The sequence below is a fragment of the Salinibacterium sp. SWN1162 genome (assembly GCF_015864675.1).
GTDB lineage: Bacteria > Actinomycetota > Actinomycetes > Actinomycetales > Microbacteriaceae > Rhodoglobus.
The window spans coordinates 2,025,440-2,047,336 of record NZ_JADYWT010000001.1; the positions used below are offsets into that span (position 1 = coordinate 2,025,440).

21 protein-coding genes, 1 tRNA gene and 1 riboswitch are annotated in these 21,897 nt (G+C 60.8%); of the genes, 4 read left to right on the forward strand and 18 right to left on the reverse strand.

Annotation, left to right across the window (positions count from 1 at the left end; translation table 11 throughout):
* Position 1: 1 nt before the first annotated feature.
* The 4 genes from I6E58_RS09545 to I6E58_RS14520 all read right to left on the reverse strand — a co-directional run bounded on the left by I6E58_RS09545 (position 2) and on the right by I6E58_RS14520 (position 2,357).
* Positions 2-610, reverse strand: a complete 609-nt coding sequence (locus I6E58_RS09545) for a DUF1788 domain-containing protein (protein ID WP_197132651.1) — start codon at positions 608-610, stop codon at positions 2-4.
* Positions 607-1,227 (reverse strand): DUF1819 family protein, encoded by a 621-nt coding sequence (locus I6E58_RS09550; RefSeq protein WP_197132654.1) that lies wholly within the window; start codon positions 1,225-1,227, stop codon positions 607-609. The genes I6E58_RS09545 and I6E58_RS09550 overlap by 4 nt, the downstream gene beginning before the upstream one ends.
* A gap of 96 nt (positions 1,228-1,323) precedes the next feature.
* Positions 1,324-1,521, reverse strand: coding sequence for a helix-turn-helix domain-containing protein (locus I6E58_RS09555; RefSeq protein ID WP_197132657.1), 198 nt, complete (start codon positions 1,519-1,521; stop codon positions 1,324-1,326).
* Between the two features lie 278 nt (positions 1,522-1,799).
* Positions 1,800-2,357 (reverse strand): helicase associated domain-containing protein, encoded by a 558-nt coding sequence (locus I6E58_RS14520; protein WP_374189187.1) that lies wholly within the window; start codon positions 2,355-2,357, stop codon positions 1,800-1,802.
* 154 nt (positions 2,358-2,511) lie between these two features.
* Here I6E58_RS14520 and I6E58_RS09560 point away from each other — a divergent pair, with 154 nt between their 5' ends.
* The 3 genes from I6E58_RS09560 to I6E58_RS09570 are packed head-to-tail and all read left to right on the forward strand — an operon-like array spanning position 2,512 to position 6,448.
* On the forward strand, positions 2,512-3,444 hold the full coding sequence (locus I6E58_RS09560; RefSeq protein ID WP_197132660.1) for a hypothetical protein: 933 nt from the start codon (positions 2,512-2,514) through the stop codon (positions 3,442-3,444).
* Positions 3,441-4,538 carry a tyrosine-type recombinase/integrase gene (locus I6E58_RS09565; RefSeq protein ID WP_197132663.1) on the forward strand — a complete coding sequence of 366 codons (1,098 nt, stop codon included), beginning with the start codon at positions 3,441-3,443 and terminating at the stop codon, positions 4,536-4,538. The genes I6E58_RS09560 and I6E58_RS09565 overlap by 4 nt, the downstream gene beginning before the upstream one ends.
* On the forward strand, positions 4,535-6,448 hold the full coding sequence (locus I6E58_RS09570) for a hypothetical protein (protein ID WP_197132666.1): 1,914 nt from the start codon (positions 4,535-4,537) through the stop codon (positions 6,446-6,448). Before I6E58_RS09565 ends, I6E58_RS09570 begins: the two co-directional genes overlap by 4 nt.
* Before the next feature lie 239 nt (positions 6,449-6,687).
* On the opposite strand, the gene I6E58_RS09575 is transcribed toward I6E58_RS09570, so the two are convergent.
* From I6E58_RS09575 to thiM, 4 genes are all read right to left on the reverse strand, one after another.
* Positions 6,688-6,761: transfer RNA gene (locus I6E58_RS09575), tRNA-Pro, on the reverse strand.
* Between the two features lie 76 nt (positions 6,762-6,837).
* A complete protein-coding gene (locus tag I6E58_RS09580) occupies positions 6,838-8,415 on the reverse strand; it encodes a bifunctional hydroxymethylpyrimidine kinase/phosphomethylpyrimidine kinase (protein ID WP_197132669.1) in 1,578 nt (525 codons plus the stop codon).
* The gene (gene thiE, locus I6E58_RS09585; RefSeq protein ID WP_197132672.1) at positions 8,412-9,128 is read right to left on the reverse strand and encodes a thiamine phosphate synthase; all 717 of its coding nucleotides are present in this window, start codon (positions 9,126-9,128) and stop codon (positions 8,412-8,414) included. The genes I6E58_RS09580 and thiE overlap by 4 nt, the downstream gene beginning before the upstream one ends.
* Positions 9,125-9,934: a hydroxyethylthiazole kinase gene (gene thiM, locus I6E58_RS09590; RefSeq protein ID WP_197132675.1), complete on the reverse strand. Its 810-nt coding sequence runs from the start codon at positions 9,932-9,934 to the stop codon at positions 9,125-9,127. Before thiM ends, thiE begins: the two co-directional genes overlap by 4 nt.
* A riboswitch (TPP riboswitch) is annotated at positions 9,926-10,017 on the reverse strand. It overlaps the preceding gene by 9 nt.
* Positions 10,018-10,283: 266 nt before the next feature.
* Between thiM and I6E58_RS09595 the strand changes: the two genes are divergently transcribed.
* Entirely contained in the window at positions 10,284-11,819 is a 1,536-nt protein-coding gene (locus I6E58_RS09595; protein ID WP_197132678.1) for a DHA2 family efflux MFS transporter permease subunit, read from the forward strand.
* A gap of 133 nt (positions 11,820-11,952) precedes the next feature.
* Here the strand turns inward: I6E58_RS09595 and der are convergent, their stop codons facing one another.
* The 10 genes from der to I6E58_RS09645 all read right to left on the reverse strand — a co-directional run bounded on the left by der (position 11,953) and on the right by I6E58_RS09645 (position 21,807).
* Positions 11,953-13,473 carry a ribosome biogenesis GTPase Der gene (der, locus tag I6E58_RS09600; protein WP_129071178.1) on the reverse strand — a complete coding sequence of 507 codons (1,521 nt, stop codon included), beginning with the start codon at positions 13,471-13,473 and terminating at the stop codon, positions 11,953-11,955.
* A 14-nt stretch (positions 13,474-13,487) separates the two neighbouring features.
* Positions 13,488-14,162 (reverse strand): (d)CMP kinase, encoded by a 675-nt coding sequence (cmk, locus tag I6E58_RS09605; RefSeq protein WP_197132681.1) that lies wholly within the window; start codon positions 14,160-14,162, stop codon positions 13,488-13,490.
* Positions 14,159-15,241, reverse strand: coding sequence for a prephenate dehydrogenase (locus I6E58_RS09610; RefSeq protein WP_197132684.1), 1,083 nt, complete (start codon positions 15,239-15,241; stop codon positions 14,159-14,161). Before I6E58_RS09610 ends, cmk begins: the two co-directional genes overlap by 4 nt.
* On the reverse strand, positions 15,238-16,011 hold the full coding sequence (locus I6E58_RS09615) for a pseudouridine synthase (RefSeq protein WP_129071175.1): 774 nt from the start codon (positions 16,009-16,011) through the stop codon (positions 15,238-15,240). The genes I6E58_RS09610 and I6E58_RS09615 overlap by 4 nt, the downstream gene beginning before the upstream one ends.
* A complete protein-coding gene (locus I6E58_RS09620) occupies positions 15,998-16,636 on the reverse strand; it encodes an SMC-Scp complex subunit ScpB (RefSeq protein ID WP_129071174.1) in 639 nt (212 codons plus the stop codon). The genes I6E58_RS09615 and I6E58_RS09620 overlap by 14 nt, the downstream gene beginning before the upstream one ends.
* Entirely contained in the window at positions 16,626-17,492 is an 867-nt protein-coding gene (locus I6E58_RS09625) for a ScpA family protein (protein WP_197132687.1), read from the reverse strand. Before I6E58_RS09625 ends, I6E58_RS09620 begins: the two co-directional genes overlap by 11 nt.
* The gene (locus I6E58_RS09630) at positions 17,476-18,363 is read right to left on the reverse strand and encodes a ParA family protein (RefSeq protein WP_129071172.1); all 888 of its coding nucleotides are present in this window, start codon (positions 18,361-18,363) and stop codon (positions 17,476-17,478) included. Before I6E58_RS09630 ends, I6E58_RS09625 begins: the two co-directional genes overlap by 17 nt.
* A gap of 150 nt (positions 18,364-18,513) precedes the next feature.
* Positions 18,514-19,449, reverse strand: coding sequence for a site-specific tyrosine recombinase XerD (locus I6E58_RS09635; protein WP_197132690.1), 936 nt, complete (start codon positions 19,447-19,449; stop codon positions 18,514-18,516).
* A 23-nt stretch (positions 19,450-19,472) separates the two neighbouring features.
* Positions 19,473-20,117 (reverse strand): NUDIX hydrolase, encoded by a 645-nt coding sequence (locus I6E58_RS09640; protein WP_197132693.1) that lies wholly within the window; start codon positions 20,115-20,117, stop codon positions 19,473-19,475.
* Positions 20,107-21,807 (reverse strand): CTP synthase, encoded by a 1,701-nt coding sequence (locus tag I6E58_RS09645; protein ID WP_197132696.1) that lies wholly within the window; start codon positions 21,805-21,807, stop codon positions 20,107-20,109. Before I6E58_RS09645 ends, I6E58_RS09640 begins: the two co-directional genes overlap by 11 nt.
* Between the last annotated feature and the right edge of the window lie 90 nt (positions 21,808-21,897).

Below are 21,897 nucleotides of genomic sequence, written 5' to 3' on the forward strand. Positions count from 1 at the left end.
GTTATACTTCCTGCTCCAGAATGTCCTTGGCCCGGTAGTAGCCGTCACTTGCGCTGAGGTTGAGTGCGCGCAGCTGATGTCCTTGCGCTTGGGTGAACTCGTATGTGCCCGGGAACCAGGCGAGCATGGGTTTACCTACAACAACGCTTTGCAGGTTCTCCAAGACGGTGTGCGTGCGGATGAACGGGAAAACTTCGCCGATCCCTGTCAGGAAAACAATGTCACTGGGGGTGGCATCGAGGAGTTCGCGGATGGCGGGCGCGAGGTGGTCGTGTGGATCGAGCATCCCCTGCAACATCTCACGGAAATCGGACTTCTCTGTTTCTGGCTCTAGAGACAGAATGCGCTGCCACACGCCGCGTTCTTCCAGGAGCCGAATGGCGAGGTCATACAGGTTGACCTCAACCACGTCGAGACCGTCATCGCTGCGGAGCTTGTTGGTCACGCGTTCCCGCATTTCATCGACGCTGAGCGCCCACGCGGGCGGGTAGTGGTAGATGAAGAAGGGGACTTCCTTGGAGAGGCCTTCCATCTTCAAGAACCGCTCGCTACTCAACACCTCGTAGACATGCTTTTCATCGCTCGTGAGGCTTCGCTCGGTGGCGCTCATCGCTGTACCTCCATCGGCAGAGTGGTGGGAAAAAACCGGATGTCGCTTGGGATGTGGGCGGCAAGGATCTCGTGGATGCGCTCGGATAGCAAAGCGGGAAGGATCTCGCCTTGCTTGCTTAGAAGTTCCGCTTCGTGCAGCATCCGAAAGGCGCTCTGTCGAAGCTTGGTACGAGTCGAGGGTTTCAATTCGTCAAGCTCGGTGTGCCACAAGCCCTTTCTTGCCATGAATCGCTCAAAGTCTTCAAGTCCGACTGTGGGCGTCATCAGCAGGAAGCGTTCACGCACGACCTCTTCCGCGAAATCACCAATTAGTTCGTAGCGACGGCATGCAGCGGCCCACATGAGGTGGCAACGCTCGGTGTAACTCAAGTCTGCAAACATCTCCAGCTCTGAGTCCTCAAGGACAGATACCCTTTGGGCCGCTTCCCGCGACACCCGAACACTCGACGAGGTCGTACGCGCCTGTAACAAGTTTTGCTCGGTCACAGCGTGCCGGGCCATCCCCCAGTCGCGCACGCTTAGATACTCGGACACCACAATTTCGGCTTCACGCACTAGAAGTCCCCCACTCGTGAATGACAGCGCATAGCGTTTGTACGGTTCCGTATCGGTCATCCTTGGGGTCTCCTTCCGGGATTTTGACAGTAGATCAAGATATGGGGAACCACGGACAATGCTGGTCGGCGGTTCAGCGCAGCGACTTCGGACCGATTAGGTGGGTGCAGCGTTGTCCGAAGCTGCTGAGCCTCCTCGGCGAACCCACTCATCGACCTCGCCCGCTTGGAATTTCCATAAGCGGCCGATCTTATGGGCGGGCATCCCTTTATCGGCGATCCAGGTGTAGACGGTGTCTTTTGTGACGCCGAGATGGACGGCGATGTCGTCGGCAGACAGCCAAGGTTCGTTCACTTTGCCCTTCCCGAACAGCCCGCGTTGTGCGCCAGCTGATAGACCTGACGATACCGGATGAAAGGTGGTTTGTACCGGTTTATCCGAGTCTGTGCCTAAACAGCCAGAAGAATTCGCGTCCCGACCCCGAGCCTGAAACTCCTAGTGAAATCCCCGAAAGTATCCGCGTCCCGTCATGCAGATCTCGTGTTCGAGACGAAGAATGGATGCCGAAGCTACATCTCTTGCGAACAGCGCGGCGCGGATTTTCTTAGCCACGCTCTCGAAACCCAACGCGTTTAGCTAACTAGCTGTTCGAAACTCATCGCCCGATCTCGCGGCAGTGCTTCAAGGCGTAACGTGTCCAATTGTCTCGCTACCCATCTCGCTAATCGGAACTCGGACGGCTGTTCAGGGTTCAGGAAGGGTTGCCGCCCATGGGCAGATATAAAACGTCGATACTCCTCAAGGCGAGACTGCCAGTGTGATTCCAGAGGATCCCACTCGAATGCGGATGACAGATCTAAGCGAATCCATTGAAATCTGCTGAGACGATCCTGCATACGTCGCTGGTAGCCAGCCCACTCCCCAAGCCGGCGCTCATCTGGCGGAAGAGAAACGCGATTGCGCGTATTTTCCCGAGGTGATCGGCCGATTTCGGCGGTGAAGAGCTCATAGCGGTATAGCTTGCTGGTCCAGTTAAACGCCCGCTTGCTAGTGGCGCTCGACGACCGGCCCGCTCGCGCTAAGAAAAGTCGCTCCGCTTCGAGGAACGGAGTGCCCGTCGCATCCGGTGCCCCAAGTTCGTATACGGATACAGCTCGTTCGTGAAGGTCGAGAAGACCGATGCCATTCATACACTCCGTTCTGACAACGGCGCGGTGCCGACGTCAGAAACGCTGTGCGCGGCATTCGGCTGACTTCGATTGATCTTGTCGATGGGTAGGAAGAAATTAGGGGGCTGGCATCCGTAGGTTCATAAGCCCGAGGACGAAAGGCGGTGGTAATTACATGGACGAGAGCTTCGTTTCGCGCGACCTCAACACCTCCGCGAACCCGCCTCGTGAGTCGTCGGCCTACCTGCCGATCATGGCGCTGCCCTACTGGGACGACCTCGGTCCGTTCATCACCGGCGCGGTCTCGACGGTCTCCGAAAGCGGGCGAGATCTCCCGGGCCTATACTCGGCCATTACTCCGTTCGTGCTGTGGTGCTGGCAGTCTCGCGGCATCGATCTGCGTGACGATCGAATATTCAGGCGTAACCTCGCGGACCAATTTATTCACCTGGCCACACCGAGTCTCAGTTCCGCGTCGAAGGCGACCCACCGCGGAGCACTCTGGCGAGCAATCGCGATACTGAACCCACAAGACACGTCCGTGTCTGGGGCGACGCTCCCTCGCTCCGCGCCCACGATTCCTTACAACAACGCCGAAATCGCCGAGCTGCGAAGCTGGTCTGCGGCCCAAGCAACAGAATCCCGCCGGCGGGACGCGGGCGTCCTTCTTGCGCTCGGCCTGGGTGCTGGCCTCGCGACCCGTGAAATTCTCGAAGTAGCCGTCTCCGATATCTCGATCCGCTCTCAGGAGATATTCGTTTCCGTGTGGTCATCACGGCCACGGACGGTGCCCGTTTTTCCGGAGTGGGCGACGAGCCTTCAGTCCCTTGCCGAAGCCGCGCGAAGTAGATCGTGGGTTTTTGCCCCCGGCCGCAAGAGCGTCTCTTCCGATCAGGTAGCCGAGTTTCTTTCACGCGCGCGCTCGGACTTAGATATTCGAGCAGTTCGGATGCGTGCCACTTGGCTCCGCCGGCATCTGTCCGACGGAATGTCGCCCATCGAACTGATGCAGATATCCGGGATCCGAACGCTCGCTGGTCTGCAAAACTCGCTGGACTTTGTCCCCAGAAGTGGGCGCAATAGTACAAAGAGAGGTCGCACCAATTGACCTTTGACCTGCTCTTCTTTACCTTTCGGGTTCTGGCTGTTCAAAATACCTCGAAGATTCTTGCTGGGTTTGCGAAATTTGCCGCACTCATCCAAGGCATGCGCAAAAAACTACGAGTCAACGATATTTCTGACTACCAAATGGCAGTCGCCGATCTACGCCAACTTGACCCCAACATGCCTGACCTGGATTGGGCGATCGTGTCCAAGTTTCGTCCTCGACTGGAGACGCCCGCCCAATGGCAGGCGATTCGACCCTTCGTGATTTCTGTAGTGCTCATGACTCAACCCCGAGACTTCAACCCGGTCCGTACCTCGATGACAATTCTCACCAGATACATCGCGTGGGTGTGGGCCACGACAGGAACTGAGCTCCGCTTCGAAAAGATCTTCACCCAGCGCTTTCTAGATGCCTTTGTTGAAATTGGGATCGCTGACCGTAGCCCGGCGTACCGTTTCGACGTATACCGACGAATTGCTGTTTTGATCGAAAAACAGACTGACTTACGACTGAAGAGAATTCCTGAGCCCGAACCTAGCGACAAGATGGTGCCGTACACCGCATCAGAGATTGCACGTTTCCAATCATGGGCACTTGGGCAAAACTCTGACCGCCGTCGGCATAACGCTTATTCGATTCTCGCTCTGTGTGGTGGAGCAGGTCTCTCGGCGGCGGAACTGATCGATACACGAGTTGAGCACTTAACGAACGATGGTGTCCATACGACCGTGACAGTTCAGGGCAAACGCCCTCGCATAGTGCCCATAGCCACCGCGTGGCTTCCAGCACTTGCAAAAGCGGTCGACGGTCGCCTCGATGGGTATCTCTTTCATGGCAACCGAGGAGAAGAATACCCACCACGGTTGGTACAGGGGTACCTGAGCGAGCAGAAGTGGGACCTGCGTGTTTCCGCGGCTCGCCTTCGGCTCACGTGGATTATTCAGCAGTTCGAGAAAGACCTGCCGCTAGCAGTGCTCAAAGAGATCTGCGGCTTCAAAAACTTCGCATCTGTCGACCGTTACATGCACCTCATCGCCGCTCGGTCCACTGGCGACTTCTTCGAGCAGGTTGCCGGTTCGGTGGTAGCCCGATGATCACTAACGGTGCCGTAGCATTCGACGGCGGGAGCAAAGGTATCGACTTTGGTGGGCTCCACCCGCACGAGGTCATGACCAAGGCCAAAGTCCTGACTGAAATGCATCAACCCGCCGTGGTTGCAGCCGTCGTACGCGTTCGCAAAACGGGCATCCTGGAACGTCTCACGCAGTGGCGGTTGGACGATGGCATGGACAACAGCGTGGGTGGCCGTCCCATCCTCGTACACGACCTCGCGATTCTCACGGGCCTCATGATTCTTGCCGGAGAGAAGAAACCGCTTCTCATCACCGAACTTCGAGAGCTTTTTCAACACCGTCTGAGTGCTGAGTCGCGGGCGCTGCTAGAGCTGCCGGCGCCTGCCACTACATTCGTTGGACACCTAGCTGAGGAGAAGCGCTGGTACAACAACACCTACAACGCGTTCCACCGCATCGTCGAATGTATGAATCCGTACCCCTACGACATGCGCTTCGCGAAGACACACGTTGCAATCAAGCACATTGTCGATAACCACGACGCCGCACGCGCGAGCTTCTTCAAAGCGCGCCTCGACGAATTCACAGAACGCTTTCTCTTGATGTCCTTCAACGAGCAGCCGCGACGGCTACGCCGAGTCGACGACAAGATGAGCTTGTCCATCGACCAGACATTCATTGCCTCTCCCACCACCAAGGTTTACAGTCGCAAGACGTTGGACGCTCAGGCCGCCGAAGAAGCCATCATCAACGACCAAGCCAAATTGACGCCAGGCGCCGTCGACCTTTCGAATGGTTTCTACGTCAAGAGCGGCGGAATACGCGGCGATGACCGGCCCGGGAGCGTCATCCCCTTCGATGCGAAAAACGCCAACCGGAAAAAATCTAGCGTCGTCTACCAACGGGGCTACGCACTCACCATCGCCGTTCGCGTAGATCACGAGAAACCAGGCTCCGAGCGCTTTCCGCACTTGGCCGTAGCGGCAACCCTCGCCATCCCCAACGTCGGCGCTTCGGAAGAAGCCGTCAAGGTTCTCACGTCAGCGATAAAGACTGGCTTGAAGCCCGGGCTGGCAGATACGGACAAAGAATACTTCGCCAATGCGATCCACGAGCGCCTGCACACCCCTGCGGTAGCCCTTGGTTACGTCCCCTCGACTGATTACAGGAAAGACCGCGAGTACCGTGAGGCCGCTCCTGGAGGCGCGCTCTATGTCAACGATGGTCTCTTCTGCCCAGCCACACCGGAACCAATGTTGACCGCAACTCCGGACTACCTCAACAACCGCATTGACAAGGACACCTTTCGGGCGCGCATCAACGCCCGTCTGCCGTACCGACTCATTCAAAAAGAAAAACCGGATGCTCGGGGTAAAGTCCCCATGATGTGCCCGGCACTCGGCGCCAGTCCGACCGTTGTGTGCCCGATTCGCGAGATGATGAAAACGGCTGCCAAGAAGTCGCGCCCCGAAATCGAGCACGACGACATCCCCGCCGAGCTTGATCGCATTTGTAAGCAGCACTCGGTCTCGTTCGAGCACGTCGAGATTCAAAAACGAGCACAAGGGCTCGTCTACGGCACCGAAGAGTGGGAAACCTTCCACCAGTACGCCCGAAATGGAATTGAATCTCTCAATGCCCAGATTAAGACGGGTGGTACTTCTGACATTCAGACCGCTTCTCGACGACGCACCCGCGGAATTGCCGCTGCATCAATCTTTTCCGCGTTCCTGCTTGTTCAACACAATCTGACGCGCATCGCCAGCTTCCTCAAGAAAGAGTTCGAAGATTACGCGCAAATTCTGGTTCGCCAGACGGCCCCCTCGCTGCGCAGTCGCGACGCCCACTGGACGAACGCCTACACAGCAACGACTCCGAACGTGGTGATCCCCATCGTTCTTCCGCTGACCGAGCCACCGCTGCGAACCTAGCTGGGCTCTCAAGCCCCAATTCACCAGCCCGAGACGGGCAAGTATCCGCTTGACGAACAATTCGACGCGCTCCCGAACGGGAGCGTTTGGCATTTAAGCATTCGAACCGCTCACGAGATGAGCGGTCAGGCGTGATCGTAAGCCGAAAGCGTGCGTTAAGAAGGAAAACCCTCCCGGATTACCCGGGAGGGTTTTTGTGTCCTTAGGTTCTTAGAACAGTATCTAGAAGAACCCCATTGTCGGGCTGACAGGATTTGAACCTGCGACCCCCTGACCCCCAGTCAGGTGCGCTACCAAGCTGCGCTACAGCCCGCGACAACTCCACTATCCTAACGCGGAATTTGAGGGCCCGTGTTCACTTTGGGGTCAATTGGGGAACAGAAACAAAATCAATGCGAGCTAACCCCGTGCGCGGCAGCGAAGAACTCGCGTTCGTGCTCCGTGGAGGCCACGAAAGCGGTGAGCATCGCATCCCGAACTACCGGCGTGGCGTCTGCGGCGAGCGTCGTCACTATCGTGATGGCCTGCTCGGTGGCATCCGTGAAGGCGTCATCGGCGTAGGTCGTCAACCAGTCGGCGTAGGGGTGCTCGGCGTGCGCGAGCGGGTGCAGGCGCGAACCGACGTCGTGGTACACCCAGAAGCAGGGCAACAGAGCGGCAGCGAGCACCGCATAGTCACCGCGGGCAGCCGTCGCCAGCAGGTGGTTGAGGTACCCGGTGGTGGTCGCACTGGGCGAGGCCGCGAACACTTCGCCCTCGGGAGACCATGACTCGTGCAACTGCAGTTCGGTCACGATGCAGCCCTCAGCGCTCGATGCCCAGAAGGCTTGTTCCGCAGCGGTGGGTGCCAGCCGGGCGGCTTCGGCGATCGCCCGCGCATAATCCCGCAGGTAGAGCGCATCCTGAGCCAGGTACCAGACGAAGTCGCCCCGCTCGAGGGAACCATCGCCCAGCGCCCGCACAAAGTCACCGTTGTCGATCTGAGCGCGGATGTCCGCAATCTCGGCCCACCAGTGCTCCCGCACCTCTGCCGCCGTTGGCGCCGTCTCTACGCCCCCGCGAGCCCACAGCCCCGCAAAGTGGCTGATGGGCCCATGCCCGTCGCCTACCTGCAGAGCTGCACCGGCACGGATGCTCTCGCTCAACCACCGCTTCGACTCCCCCACCGCGGCAGGCCAATCGCCGGTCGCCGCAATGCGCGTCGCCAGCGCACTTGACAGCGAACAGCCCGTTCCGTGCGTGTTCGTGGTCTCTAGACGGATGCCGACAAACTCTGTCACGACCGGCGCGTTCCCGAAACGAGCATCCACGAGCGCATCCGGAGCCTCAGCCCCACTCAAGTGGCCGCCCTTGGCGAGCACGCGCACCCCGTAGGAGGCAGAGACTCGCGCCGCCTGCGCCAGCACCTCGTCCCACGTCTCGGCGGCAGGCTCTCCCGCAATAATCGCGAGCTCAGGGATGTTCGGTGTCACCAGATCGCTGACCCGCACCAGTTCACGCAGCGCCAGCTCGGCTTCCGTATTCAGCAGGCGATCTCCACTGGTCGCAACCATCACCGGGTCAAGCACAACGAGCGGTGGCTTGACTCGCGCCAGCCATTCCTGCACGACAGCAACGACCTCCGGAGTGCCAAGCATCCCAATCTTCACTGCATCGATCGCTATGTCGTCGCTGACGGCATCCAACTGTTTCTTCAAAAACGAGGCCGGCGGCACATGCACGCCACTCACGCCCTGCGTGTTCTGGGCCGTCAGCGCCGTGATCGCCGCCATGCCGTAGCCGCCATTGGCCGCAATCGACTTGAGGTCAGCCTGGATGCCAGCCCCACCCGAGGGGTCGCTGCCGGCAATGCTCAGTACCCGCGGTACCCGCACCCCGTTCGTACCCGCGGCCGCAACCGCACTCGCACCCGTCCCAACGCCTGAACTCACACTCACGTTCTCTCCCTTACCCGCAACTTCACTCACGCCGTCTCCCCCGCTCGAACTCCAGCCCACGCTGCGGCGAGCGCCCGTGCCGCTTCTCGCGGGTCGGCAGCACCACAGATAGCGGACACCACCGCAGCACCATCGGCACCAGCGGCGCGCAACAACGGAACATCCGCCAGACCAATCCCGCCAATAGCAACAGTCGGCAGTTTGCTGACTGCGACGAGTTCGGCCATGCGGGCGTGCCCCAGAGCATCCGGAGCATCCTTCTTGGTCGTCGTGGGGTTCAGTGCGCCAATACCGACGTAGTCGACCCCGGCGGAGCGCACCCCGGCTGCGAACAACTGGTCCTCGGTAGAGGCGCTCAACCCGACAATGGCATCCGGCCCGACAAGTGCTCGAACGGATGACACGGGCAAGTCGTTTTGCCCCACATGCACTCCGGCCACTTTGGCACCCATTTCGCGGGCCGCCAGGTACACGTCGACGCGGTCATTGACGAGCACGGGCACCTTGCGCGCCACTGCGGTCGACACCCGCAAGACGATGTCGAGAAATTCGTGGGCGGGAGTGTCCTTCTCGCGAATTTGAACGACAGTGACTCCCCCGGCGACGGCCTCATAGACAAGATCAACCAGGTCATGGCCGGCCGCGCGGGCCTGGGTCGAATCCGTCACGAGATAGGTCGAGAGGTTGAAGCTCTCGCGAAAACCGTTGCCTACCGCTCTCTCGTTCTCTCGCACGCCGCTCACGCGATCACCGCCCGTTCTGCAATGTCGTCTACTGACACTTCGCTCAGTGCGTCCAGCAGAGCCACAGCGAAGCTTCCCGGCAGCGCCGAACGTTCCGCCGCGAGATCAGCCGCTACCGTGTACACGCTCGTCGCCGCTACTGCCGCGGTCAACGCATCCGGAGTCACCGCAGCAAACGCCGCCATGATCGCTCCCAGCGCACAGCCACCACCCGTGACCTTTGTCAGCACCGGATGCCCGTTTGTGAGTCTCACGACACTCACGCCATCGGTCACGAGGTCAGTCGCTCCCGATACTGCGACGGCGCCGCCCGTCACGCGAGCGAGCATCTGAGCAGCAGTGAGTGCGGAATCCACACTGCTCGTGCTGTCGACACCACGGCCACCAGCGCCTAGTTCGGCAAGCGCCAGAATCTCTGAAGCATTGCCCCGCACAATCGACGGCCCGAGATCACGCAGGCGATACGCCAAAGGAGTCCGCACGGGCAGAGCACCAATAGCCACGGGGTCGAGCACCCATGGCGTTCCCGCAGCGTTGGCGGCCGGTGCTGCCTCCAGCGCCGCAGCGCGCTGCTCTTCACGGCAGGTGCCGAGATTGATGAGCACTCCGGATGCCACCCCCGCGAACATGCCCGCTTCCTCCGGAATATCCACCATGGCCGGAGCCGCACCCACGGCCAGCAGAGCGTTAGCGGTGAAGCCCACCACCACGCTATTGGTGATGCACTGCACGAGCGGCGACGTCGATCTCACCGCCTCGAGCGCGTCTTGAGTGGCGGTCAAAAAGTTTGGTGGCGTACGCGACATGCACGACATCCCTTCGCTAGTTCTAACTAGATCAGGTTCGACGGGTGTGTTCTCAGCCCCGCAGGGCACCCCGTGTCACAAGTTGTGCCTCCAACATAGCGCTTCCCGCAGCTGCTCGGGCAGAGGTATTGCGCCCGACCGTCGTGGACCACTTCTCGCTCGACAGGGCCTGCTCATGCCCCACTTCTGCCCCACCGCGAGCCGGTTTGCCGCCGACTCCACGCAATCGGGATTATTTTGCTGTCGGATGTCGTTGCACTGAGCGAGAATAAAGAAGACGACTGATTTGTGCGCCCTGTCGACCGCGGCTGCTGCTTCGTCCTACCGCTTGAGACACGACAGGATTTTCATGACCAGCACCACGCCGATCACCGGCAGCATTCCCCTCGCCCCACCCGGTGCGAGCTCCTTGTCCAGCTCTGCGGCGGGCGCCGTCGACAACAGCGGTCGCAACCGTCTCGTCATCGCGCTCATGCTCGCGGCAACCTTCGTGGTGTTCCTCAACGAGACGTCGCTCGTCGTTGCCATCCCCCGCATCATGGAAGACCTCAAGATCGAGCCCAGCACCGCTCAGTGGTTGTCAACGTCGTTCATGCTTACGATGGCGGTAGTGATTCCGATTACCGGATTCCTTATCCAACGCTTCACGACCCGCAGCATCTTCATCGCTGCCATGACGCTCTTCACCGCGGGCACGCTTCTGGGCGCGATCGCCCCCACCTTCGCGATCCTCATCGTCGGTCGCGTCGTTCAAGCCTCGGGTACCGCCATCATGCTGCCGCTTCTCATGACCACCGTCATGACTCTCGTCCCCCCGGCTACCCGCGGTAAGACGATGGGCAACGTCTCGATCGTCATGTCGATGGCTCCCGCCGTCGGCCCGACCGTCGCCGGTCTTGTCCTGGCTGTCTTTGACTGGCGCTGGGTTTTCATCGTCATGATCCCCATCTCGGTCACCGCGCTCATCCTCGGCATCACCAAGGTGCGCAACGTTACGGATCCTCGCAAGGTGTCGATCGATGTACTCTCGGTCATCCTTTCTGCGATTGCCTTTGCGGGACTCATTTACGGCCTCTCGAGCCTCGGCGAATCAGCGAGCGGTGAGGTGCTCGTCGCCCCCGCCATCCCCATCGTTGCTGGCGCCATCAGCCTTGCGCTGTTCATCATGCGCCAGCTGAAGCTGCAGAAAACCGATAGCGCGCTTCTCGACCTGCGCACCTTCGCCGCCTCCGGCTTCGCCGTCTCCATCGGCCTCATGATGGTCATGATGGCGGCGCTCTTTGGCACCATCATCCTGCTCCCCATGTTTACGCAGGACGTTCTCGGTCTCGAGCCCATCCAGAGTGGACTGCTCGTACTTCCCGGCAGCCTCATGATGGGTCTTCTCGGACCGGTCGTCGGTCGCCTCTACGACAAGGTTGGCCCGCGCCCGCTCATGATCCCCGGTGCCATCGTCGTGAGCGCCGCCCTCTGGAGCTTCACGATGCTGTCGGAGAACAGCTCACCGTTCATGGTCGTCGCCATTCACGTTCCCATGAGCATCGGCCTCGCCTTCATGTTCACGCCGCTATTCACGTCGGCCCTCGGCAGCCTCAAGCCGCACCTGTACTCGCACGGCAGCGCCACCATCGGCACCGTTCAGCAGCTCGCGGGTGCCGCCGGTACGGCACTGTTTATCGCGCTGCTCACAGTGCAGTCCGTCGCGCTGGCCGCCGAAGGGGCACCCGACACCGAAGCTCTCGCCGGGGGCGTTCGTCTCGCCTTCATGGCCGGCGGAATCATCTCGCTGTTCGCGATCGTCGCCACGTTCTTCGTCAAGCGCAACGATGCCGAGGTTGACGCCGATGCGGATGCCGACGCGAACGTCGCACCGGTCGCACACTAACGCTCGAGCGTGAGCGGCAGCCCACCGGCATCCGCTCACGCGCTGGTTAACGCCAAACGGCGAGTCACTCTCCTAGGAGAATGACTCGCCGTTTGGTCGTTAAGCCGAAGCTACAGAGCCAAAGCTCGAGAACCTACTTACGCTTACGCTTCTCACGCACACGCATGTTGACCTGGATGGGGCTGCCATCGAAGCCGAAGATCTCACGCAGTCGACGCGTAATAAAGCGTCGGTACTGCGGGTCCAAAAATCCGGTCGTGAAGAGAACGAACGTCGGCGGACGGCTCGAAGCCTGCGTACCAAAGAGGATGCGCGGCTGCTTGCCACCACGAAGCGGGTGAGGGTGCTCCTGTGTGAGCTCAGCCAGAAGAGCGTTGAACTTACCAGTCGCAATGCGGGTATCCCACGACTCCAGCGCCAGCTCGAGAGCCGGAACCAGCTTCTCCATGTGACGACCGGTCTTGGCCGAGATGTTTACGCGAGGAGCCCACGCAACGTGCGCGAGGTCCTTGTCGATTTCACGCTCGAGCAGGTCGCGACGTTCATCGTCGAGAAGGTCCCACTTGTTGAAGGCCAGAACGAGCGCACGGCCCGATTCGAGCACGAGGTCAACAATCTTGAGGTCCTGAACACTGAGCGGCTGGCTCACATCGAAGATCACGACGGCCACTTCAGCCTTTTCCAGTGCCGCACTCGTGCGCAGCGTGGCGTAGAAGTCCGCCCCCTGAGCCAAAGCAACGCGACGACGGATACCGGCGGTGTCGACGAAACGCCAGAACTTTCCGCCGAGCTCGATCTGCTCGTCGACCGGGTCGCGAGTCGTGCCAGCGAGTTCGTTGACAACGACGCGCTCTTCACCGGCGGTCTTGTTGAGGAGGCTCGACTTGCCCACGTTCGGGCGACCAAGGATAGCGACGCGGCGCGGGCCACCCACTTCTTCCTTGGCTACATTCGAGATCTTCGGCAGGACCGTGAGCACGTGGTCGAGAAGGTCAGCAACACCACGGCCGTGAACGGCGGATGACGGCCACGGCTGACCGAGGCCGAGGCTCCAGAGCGACGCGGCATCCGATTCCTGGTGAACGTCGTCAACCTTGTTGGCGACCAAAATCACGGGCTTGTTAGTGGCGCGAAGCATGCGCACGACGTGTTCGTCGGTCGAGGTCGGGCCAACCGTGGCATCCACCACGAAAAGAACAGCGTCGGCGAGGTCGATAGCGATCTCAGCCTGGGCAGCAACCGAAGCGTCGATGCCCTTAGCGTCGGGCTCCCACCCACCGGTGTCGACGATCGTGAAGTGACGGTTGTTCCACTCGGCCTTGTAGTTCACGCGGTCGCGAGTAACACCGGGGGTGTCCTCGACCACGGCTTCACGACGGCCGATGATGCGGTTGACGAGAGCCGACTTGCCGACGTTCGGGCGACCAACGATCGCGAGAACCGGCAGAGCAGGCAGGTAGTAGATGGCATCCGGGTCGTCGGAGGCAGAATCCAGAACCTGGATGTCGTCGTCGTCGAGGTCGTAGTCGCTCAATCCGGCGCGAAGGGCGGAGGTGCGCTGGGCAGCCTCTTCTTCGTCCATGCCGGAAAGTCGCTCGACGAGATCCGGGTTCAGCTCGGGAAAATCGTCTGCGGCGGGCGAATGATCGGCCATGGGTAGTCCTTTGTTTACATACTGGAGCGAACGAAACTCGCGACGGCCGTCACGGTTTGATCGAAGTCAAGATTGGTGGAGTCAATGGTGATGACCCCATCGGCGGCGTTCATGAAGTCCACGACTTTGGAGTCCTGCGCATCTCGATAACTGAGTTGTTGCGCCGTTGTCGCGCTCGATTCTCCGGAGAGTTCAGCCGCACGACGTTCCATCCTAGCTTCTTCGCTGGCTGTGAGCAGAATTCGCGCCTGAGCATCCGGTGCAACCACCGTCGTGATGTCTCGTCCTTCGACCACGATTCCGGGTTTTTCGCTGCCGGCAATGATGCTGCGGAACAGGTCGACCATGTACTGACGCACCTCGGGAACCCGGGCGATGTTCGAGACAACCCCCGTGATACGAGGTTCGCGGATGTCGTTGGTCACGATCTCCGAGTCGACCTTCACAAAGTAGTTGTCGGGGTCGATACCGATGGAGTACTCGAACCGCGGGAGCGTTTCGATTACGTCACCGGGGCCCAGGGTGTCTACACCGCGCTCGAGGCAGTGCAGCGCGAAACCGCGGTACGCGGCACCGGTGTCGAGGTAGTCAAAACCAAGTTCGCGAGCGGTGGCCTTAGACACACTCGACTTTCCGCTGCCAGCGGGGCCATCCACAGCCACAACAACAAACGACGGATTCTTATTCACGCGAAAGCCCCTGCAATCTTCCAACCGCGAGCCGAGAGCTCGCGGGCCAATGTGCTTTTTTTCTCCGGCAGTACCGAGATCTCAGCCAGACCAAATTGTGCGCCGGGTGAGTGTTCCAGCCTCAAGTCTTCCATGTTGACATCGGCCTCGCCGATTTCGGTGAGTAGGCGGGCAAGCTCACCGGGCTTGTCATCCACCATCACGACGAGTTGGCTAAAGCTCTTGCTCGTTCCGTGTTTGCCGGGAATTCGTGCCACTCCAGCATTACCGCCTGCCAGCACTTCGGCGAGAGCGCGGCGTGAACCCGGCGCATCCGGATTTTCAAGGGCGGTGATCGCGCCGCTGAGTTCGCTCTGCAGTTCACGAAGAATCTCTGCGACGGGCCCAGCATTCGCGCTCAAAATCTGAACCCACAGTTCCGGGGCGCTTGAAGCAATGCGAGTTGTGTCGCGCAGCCCCTGTCCGGCGAGGCCTACAGCCTCGTCAGAAGCGTCGGCCAAACGGTGAGCAAGCAGACTGGAGACGATCTGCGGCACATGCGAGACCAAAGCCACCGCATCATCGTGCTCCGATGCCGACATCAGCACGGGGATCGCGCCCAGCTCGATCACGAGATCTTCGACCGCTCGACGGTTGAATGGCGTCCCACGGCCAATCACCCAGGGGCGACCAATAAACAGGTCGGCGCGCGCCGAAATAGCGCCACCACGTTCACGTCCCGCTAGCGGATGAGAACCAATAAAACGATCAAGATCGACACCGAGGGCGATGAGCTCGTCCAACACGGATACCGCGACGCTCGCGACATCCGTCACCGTAGCTTGCGGCCACGCCATAAGTTCGCGCGCGACAACCTCGGCCGTGACGTCGGGCGGAACCGCCACGATCACGAGCGTGGGCTTGTCGTCTGCTTGAGGCGCACGGCCGGCACCGTAGTCAATGGCGAGCGTCGCATTACTGCGCGACGCATCGTGCAGAATCACGTCTACACCCTTGGCCCGCAAGCCGTGACCGATGCTGGCACCGAGCAGCCCCGCACCAACGATGCGTACTTGCCCGGTGATGCGGCCTAGATTCACGAGCGCTCCTCAGCGTCACGGGCGATCGTCAAGACCGCACCCAGCTCCACCTTGGTGAGGTTACGAGTCTTGCCCACTCCGAGGCTTCCCAGGTTAAGCGGACCAAACTGGCGGCGAACGAGTTCGACGACGGGGTGGCCAGCAGCCTCCATCATCCGTCGCACGATGCGGTTGCGGCCCGAGTGAAGGGTGAGCTCAATCATGGACTCGTCGTTCACGGCGCGGCCGATGACACGAGCCTTGTCGGCGGCGATCACTCCGTCTTCAAGCTCGATGCCCTTGGTGAGTTGCGAGACTGTTTGTGCGCTCACTACACCTTCAACCTTGGCAATGTAGGTCTTCGTAACACCGAACGAGGGATGCGCGAGCACGTGCGCGAGTTCGCCGTCGTTGGTAAGCACGATGAGTCCAGACGTCTGCACGTCGAGACGGCCCACGTTGAAGAGTCGCTCGTCGTAGTTGCCGGTGAACTGCTGCAGGTCGGCGCGACCGCCCTCGTCTGCCATAGAGCTCACGACGCCAACAGGCTTATTGAGCATGACGTAGCGCTTGGTGGTGTCGAGCTGAATGGCTGAGCCATCCACCGTGACGCGGTCGGTCGGCTTGACGCGGCGACCAGCTTCTTCGACAACCTTGCCATTGACCGCAACACGGCCCTGGTAGATCAAATCTTCTGACACCCGGCGGGAGGCAACTCCTGCCGCGGCCATTACTTTTTGGAGGCGTTCGCCCTCGGGGTGAGTGGCGCCTGCGCCATTAGCGTTGTTCATCAAAACCGTCCGAACCATCAGATAAAAGTGGCGAGATGGGAGGCAACTCGGCAATGGAGTTGATCCCCAATTGCACGAGCATGAGCTCCGTTGTTTCGTAATGGATGGCGCCCGTCTCGTTGTCGGTAAACGCCTCCGTAATAAGTCCTCGGCTCAGCAGTGTACGCACTACTGAGTCAACATTCACCGCGCGCACGGCAGCAATTGCCCCACGACTGATCGGTTGCTTGTACGCAATCACTGCGAGAGTCTCCAACGCGGCCTGACTCAAGCGCGACGGATTCTGCGTATAAACGAAGTCTCGCACCGCCGCGTCGTAGTCGGCGCGCACGTAGATGCGCCAGCCACCGCCCACTTCGCGAAGCTCAAAACCACGACGGGGGCCCGCGCCTTCGCCGTCAAAATCAGCCCGCAGCGCGGTGATCGTCTGGCGGATCGCGGCCACGGGAGCGTTCAGCGCGGTCGCCAGGCTCACGATGCTTTGCGGCTGATCGGCCACCATAAAGATCGCTTCAAGGCCGCGAGCGAGATCAACAACGGGGCCGGCGGCGAGTTCTTCTGCTGTCGGCTCGGTGTCGGGCTGCTCGGTGGGCAGATTTTCAGTCGTCGCGGTGTCAGTTTCCATAATCAGCTCCCAGATTAGCGAGGCTATCGTCTGACCAGTGTTCCGCTGTCCAACGGACGGTGAGTTCGCCCAAGGGTTCGATCTGCTCGAACGCCACGTTCGAGCCGCGATACAGCTCCAGCACCGCCAAGAAGCGGGCAATGACCACGCCCTTGAGCTCGGCGCCGGCGATGAGCTGACGGAACGTCATCGGCTCCCCCCCGCGCAACAGCGCGACGACGTGCGCCGCCTGCTCTCGGATGCTGATGAGCGGGGCGTGCAAATGGTCGAGCCCCACGCTCGGAATCTCTCGCGGCGTGAACGCCAGCGTCGCGAGGGCAGCAAAATCATCGAGGCTGAGGGTCCACACGAGCTCGGGAGTTTGAGTGCGGTACTTCTCCTCCAAACGAACTGACCGAACCGTCCGCGTGGCTTCAACCTCAAAGTGCGAGCCAAACCAGTCACTGGCCTGCTTGAAGGCGCGGTACTGCAACAGGCGAGCGAAAAGCAGGTCACGCGCTTCAAGAAGGGCAAAGTCTTCGGCGTCAACTAGCTCCCCCTGAGGCAGGAGTCCCGCCACCTTCAGGTCGAGCAGCGTGGCAGCAACCACCAAGAATTCGCTGGCCTGATCGAGTTCGTCGATGTCATCCGAGCCATCGGGCGACTGAAAATTACGGAGGTACGCGATGAACTCGTCAGTGATCCTCGAGAGCGAGACCTCGGTGATGTCGAGTTCGTGTTTGGTGATGAGCGAGAGCAGCAGGTCGAAAGGACCGTTGAAGTTGCTGAGAGAAACCGAGAATCCTTCTGCGGGAGTCTCGATTTCGTCGGCGCCGTGTGCCGAAGGCGCCTCGACGCCGCTAGGCGACGGCGCCACGGGCAATCAGCTCTCGCGCCACTTGGCGGTACGAGTGTGCCGCTGAGTGGTCGGGGGCGAAAGTTGTGATGGGGGCTCCGGCAACGCTGGCATCCGGGAACTTCACCGTGCGACCAATGACGGTCTCAAGAACATCGTCACCGAAGTTTTCGACAACGCGCTCGAGTACTTCACGCGAGTGGAGGGTGCGAGCGTCGAACATGGTGGCCAAGATGCCGTCGAGCTTGATCGCCGGGTTGAGCCGATCCTGAACCTTTTCGATCGTCTCCACGAGCAGAGCGACACCGCGCAGGGCGAAGAACTCGCACTCCAGCGGGATAAGCACGCCGTGGGCGGCCGTAAGCGCGTTGACAGTGAGCAAGCCGAGTGAGGGCTGGCAGTCGATCAGGATGACGTCGTAGTCGTCACTAACCTTGCGAAGAACGCGGGCCAAGATAGTTTCGCGAGCGACCTCATTGACGAGGTGCACCTCAGCGGCCGAGAGGTCGATGTTGGCCGGGATGACGTCGAGGCCGGGAACGTTCGTGTGAACAATCGCTTCGGCCGGATTCTTGATGGAGCCGAGCAACAGGTCGTAAATCGTGGGCACATCGTGCGTCGGAACACCGAGGCCAGCAGAGAGAGCACCCTGCGGGTCAAAGTCGATGGCGAGAACGCGGCGACCATACTCAGCGAATGAAGCGCCGAGGTTGATAGTGGTCGTTGTTTTGCCGACGCCACCCTTCTGGTTGCACAGAGAAATGATGCGTGCGGGCCCGTGGCCGTCGAGCGGCGGGGGTTCCGGAAAGTTGGTGATCGGGCGGCCGGTTGGGCCCATTGCCGGAACATCCAACCCTGCCAGCGTCGATTCGTTCTCACGCTGTTTTGTCATGCTAAAAGTTTACGTCGCGCTTTCGTTGCAGCCGGTTCTCCCACGCGCGGACACGACAGGGTCGCCTCTACCAAAGGTTGAAGGTTTGAGAGCGCGACACGCCCAACCAACGCACCGGGCTCGCCGCTACTCCGCTGCCCCGCTGCCCCGCTACCGGGCGCGTGGATGAGCGGTCGTGTACATGTCGCGCAAGGTGTCAGCGGTAACCATCGTGTAAATCTGCGTGGTGGCGACCGAGGAGTGCCCCAGCAACTCCTGCACTACCCGCACGTCGGCCCCGCCCGACAGCAAATGCGTCGCAAACGAGTGCCGGAACGTGTGCGGCGAGATGTCGATTCCCAGTTCGGCACGTTCTGCGGCCGACTGGATGATCAACCACACGTTCTGACGCGATAGCCGGGCGCCGCGCGCTCCCAAAAACAACGCGGGCGTGGATGCGCCCTTGACTGACAGAACGGGACGAGCGCGCACCAGATACTTCTCGATCGCCGCTTGCGCAAAGCTGCCGACAGGAACGATGCGCTGCTTGTTGCCCTTACCCAGCAGCCGCACAATGTCGCCATCGATCATGTCGTCAACATTCAGCGCCGTGACCTCCGAGACACGCGCTCCCGTGGCGTACAGCAACTCCAGTAGCGCGGTGTTGCGCAGCGAGATGATCTCGTCGCCGGGAAACGCCCCCAGCACCGCGGTCATTTGTTCAATGGTGATGGCCTTGGGCAACCGCATCGGCTGTTTCGGAATCGCGACCGTGTGGGCGACGTCCTCCACGGCAAGCGATTCATCGACAAAAAAGGTGTGTAGCCCGCGGACTGTCGACAGCATGCGCGCGACCGAGGACGCCGCGAGCGGTCGCTCGGTGTCGGCTCGCAAGCTGTGCGCGAAAGCGGTGACGTCATCCGCCGCCACAGCAGCGGGCGTGACAAGGCCCCGAACGCTCAAGAATCCGAGATAGGTGTCGAGGTCGCGACGATAGGCAGCGAGAGTATTCGCCGAGAGCCCGCGCTCAATCGCAAGATGCCGCAGATAGCGCTCTGCGGCCACAGCAATCGCGCTCTTCGCTACGGGAGGCGTCGGCTCGGTCATGTCGCTCAACCTACCGCGAGGGGCTATTCAGCGTAGTTACGCGGATGCCGCGGCCACGGCGCGTTGGCGTCGCCGAGCGTGTTCCAGCCCCGGTCGCGCCCCAATTGCGCCGCCATGACCCCGACGCACAGGATCGAGTTCTGCACGCGACGCTGCAGCACCGCTTCCACGGCCTCATCGAGCGGCACCCAGCGAAGCTCAATGCCGGCCTCTTCGGCGTAGCGCTCAAACACGTCGCCGGTCGCACTCACTCCGCGCGCGAGGTAGATGCGCACCGCCTCATTGCTGCCGCCCGGCGAGGTCAGCATTTCGCTGAGCACGTGCCACGATTCGGCCTGCAGGTCGGTCTCTTCAGCCAGTTCACGCTGGGCTGCAATGAGCGGTGACTCGTTGAGCACGTCGAGCAAGCCCGCCGGCAGTTCCCAATCACGCAAGCGCACGGGGTGCCGGTACTGCTTGATCAGCAGAACACGATCACGTTCGTCCATGGCCAGCACCGCAACGGCGCCGGTGTGGTTCACGAACTCGCGAGTGATCGCGGAGCCGTCGAGCTGAAAACGCTCGCGGTCCACGTTCCACACTCGCCCCGCGAACACCGTTTCGCTGCCGAGAAGCTCGGGAGTGACGCGGTCGTCGCTCAGCTCATTGCTGGGGTCGTTATGCATCATCCTGCTCGGTCACCTCAAAGAGGCGGTTGGACTTTTGGCGCTCAATCGCAGCGGCAATAAGGCCACGGAAGAGCGGGTGCGCGTGGTTGGGGCGCGAGAGAAGTTCAGGGTGTGCCTGAGTTCCCACGTAGTAGGGGTGAACTTCGCGCGGCAGCTCGACGAACTCAACCAGGGTGCGGTCGGGCGAGATTCCGGAGAACTTCAGTCCCGCATCCGCAATCTGCTGGCGGTATTCGTTGTTTACTTCGTAGCGGTGACGGTGGCGCTCGGCCGCGGTCGGTGCGCCATAGATTTCTTCGACGATCGAACCGGGTTCGAGATCAGCGTTGTAGAGGCCGAGGCGCATCGTGCCGCCCATATCTCCCCCCGCGATGATGTCGACCTGCTCGGCCATCGTGGCGATAACGGGGTACTTCGTGTCGGTATCGAACTCGGTGGATGACGCGCCTTCGAGGCCCGCCATGTCGCGAGCGTATTCGATCACCATGCACTGCAGGCCAAGGCAAATACCGAGGGCCGGGATGCCGTTCTCACGAACGAACTTGAGGGCGCCAAGCTTGCCCTCGATTCCGCGCACGCCGAAACCACCGGGAACAATGATGCCGTCGAGATCGCCTAGGTGCTTGGCTGCACCTTCGGGCGTTTCACATTCGTCGGAGGGAACCCAGCGGATGTTGACCTTGGCGCTGTTCGCGAAGCCTCCGGCACGCAGTGCTTCGGTGACCGAGAGGTAGGCGTCGGGCAGGTCGATGTACTTACCGACGAGACCGATCGTGGTCTCGTGCTTGGGGTGGTGAACGGCTTCGAGAAGTTCACTCCAGCCGTCCCAGTTGACCGAGTCGGCTTCAAGCCCGAGTTGATCGATGATGTAAGCGTCGAGTCCCTGGCTGTGCAGCATTTCGGGGATGTCGTAGATGCTGGCCGCATCGGTGGCGTTGACGACGGCGTCTTCTTCAACGTCACACATGAGCGCGATCTTGCGCTTGTTCGACTCGGAGACGGGGCGGTCGCTGCGCAGTACGAGAGCATCGGGCTGGATGCCGATCGAGCGCAGGGCTGCCACGGAGTGCTGCGTGGGCTTGGTTTTCTGCTCACCGGACGCAGCCATGAAAGGCACGAGCGACACGTGAACGAAAAATACGTTTTTGCGACCCAGCTCGTGGCGCACTTGGCGAGCCGACTCGATGAACGGAAGGCTCTCAATGTCGCCGACGGTTCCACCGATTTCGGTGATGATCACGTCAGGCTGCGGGTTCGAGTCGTCGAAAGGGCCAGCCGCCTGTAGGCGCATGCGGCGCTTGATTTCGTCGGTGATGTGCGGGATGACCTGCACGGTGTCACCGAGGTACTCACCGCGGCGCTCTTTGGCGATCACTTCGGAGTAGATCTGGCCCGTCGTGACGTTGGCTGCCTGGTTGAGCTTGATGTCGAGGAAGCGCTCGTAGTGACCGATGTCGAGGTCAGTTTCGGCGCCATCATCGGTGACAAAAACTTCACCGTGTTGGAAGGGGTTCATGGTTCCCGGATCCACATTCAGATAGGGATCCAGCTTCTGCATGACGACGCGGAGCCCGCGTGCTGTCAGCAGGTTACCGAGACTCGCCGCCGTGAGGCCTTTACCGAGAGAAGAGACGACTCCTCCGGTGACGAAGATGTGCTTTGTTACGACCGCGTTTTGATTGTCCACCACGGGGTTCTATCGTATGCCACGACTGACGATCTTGTCGCCGCTTCAGGGCGTTTCGTTATCGGCTTAACAGCTTGAGCCGAGCGCGCTGAG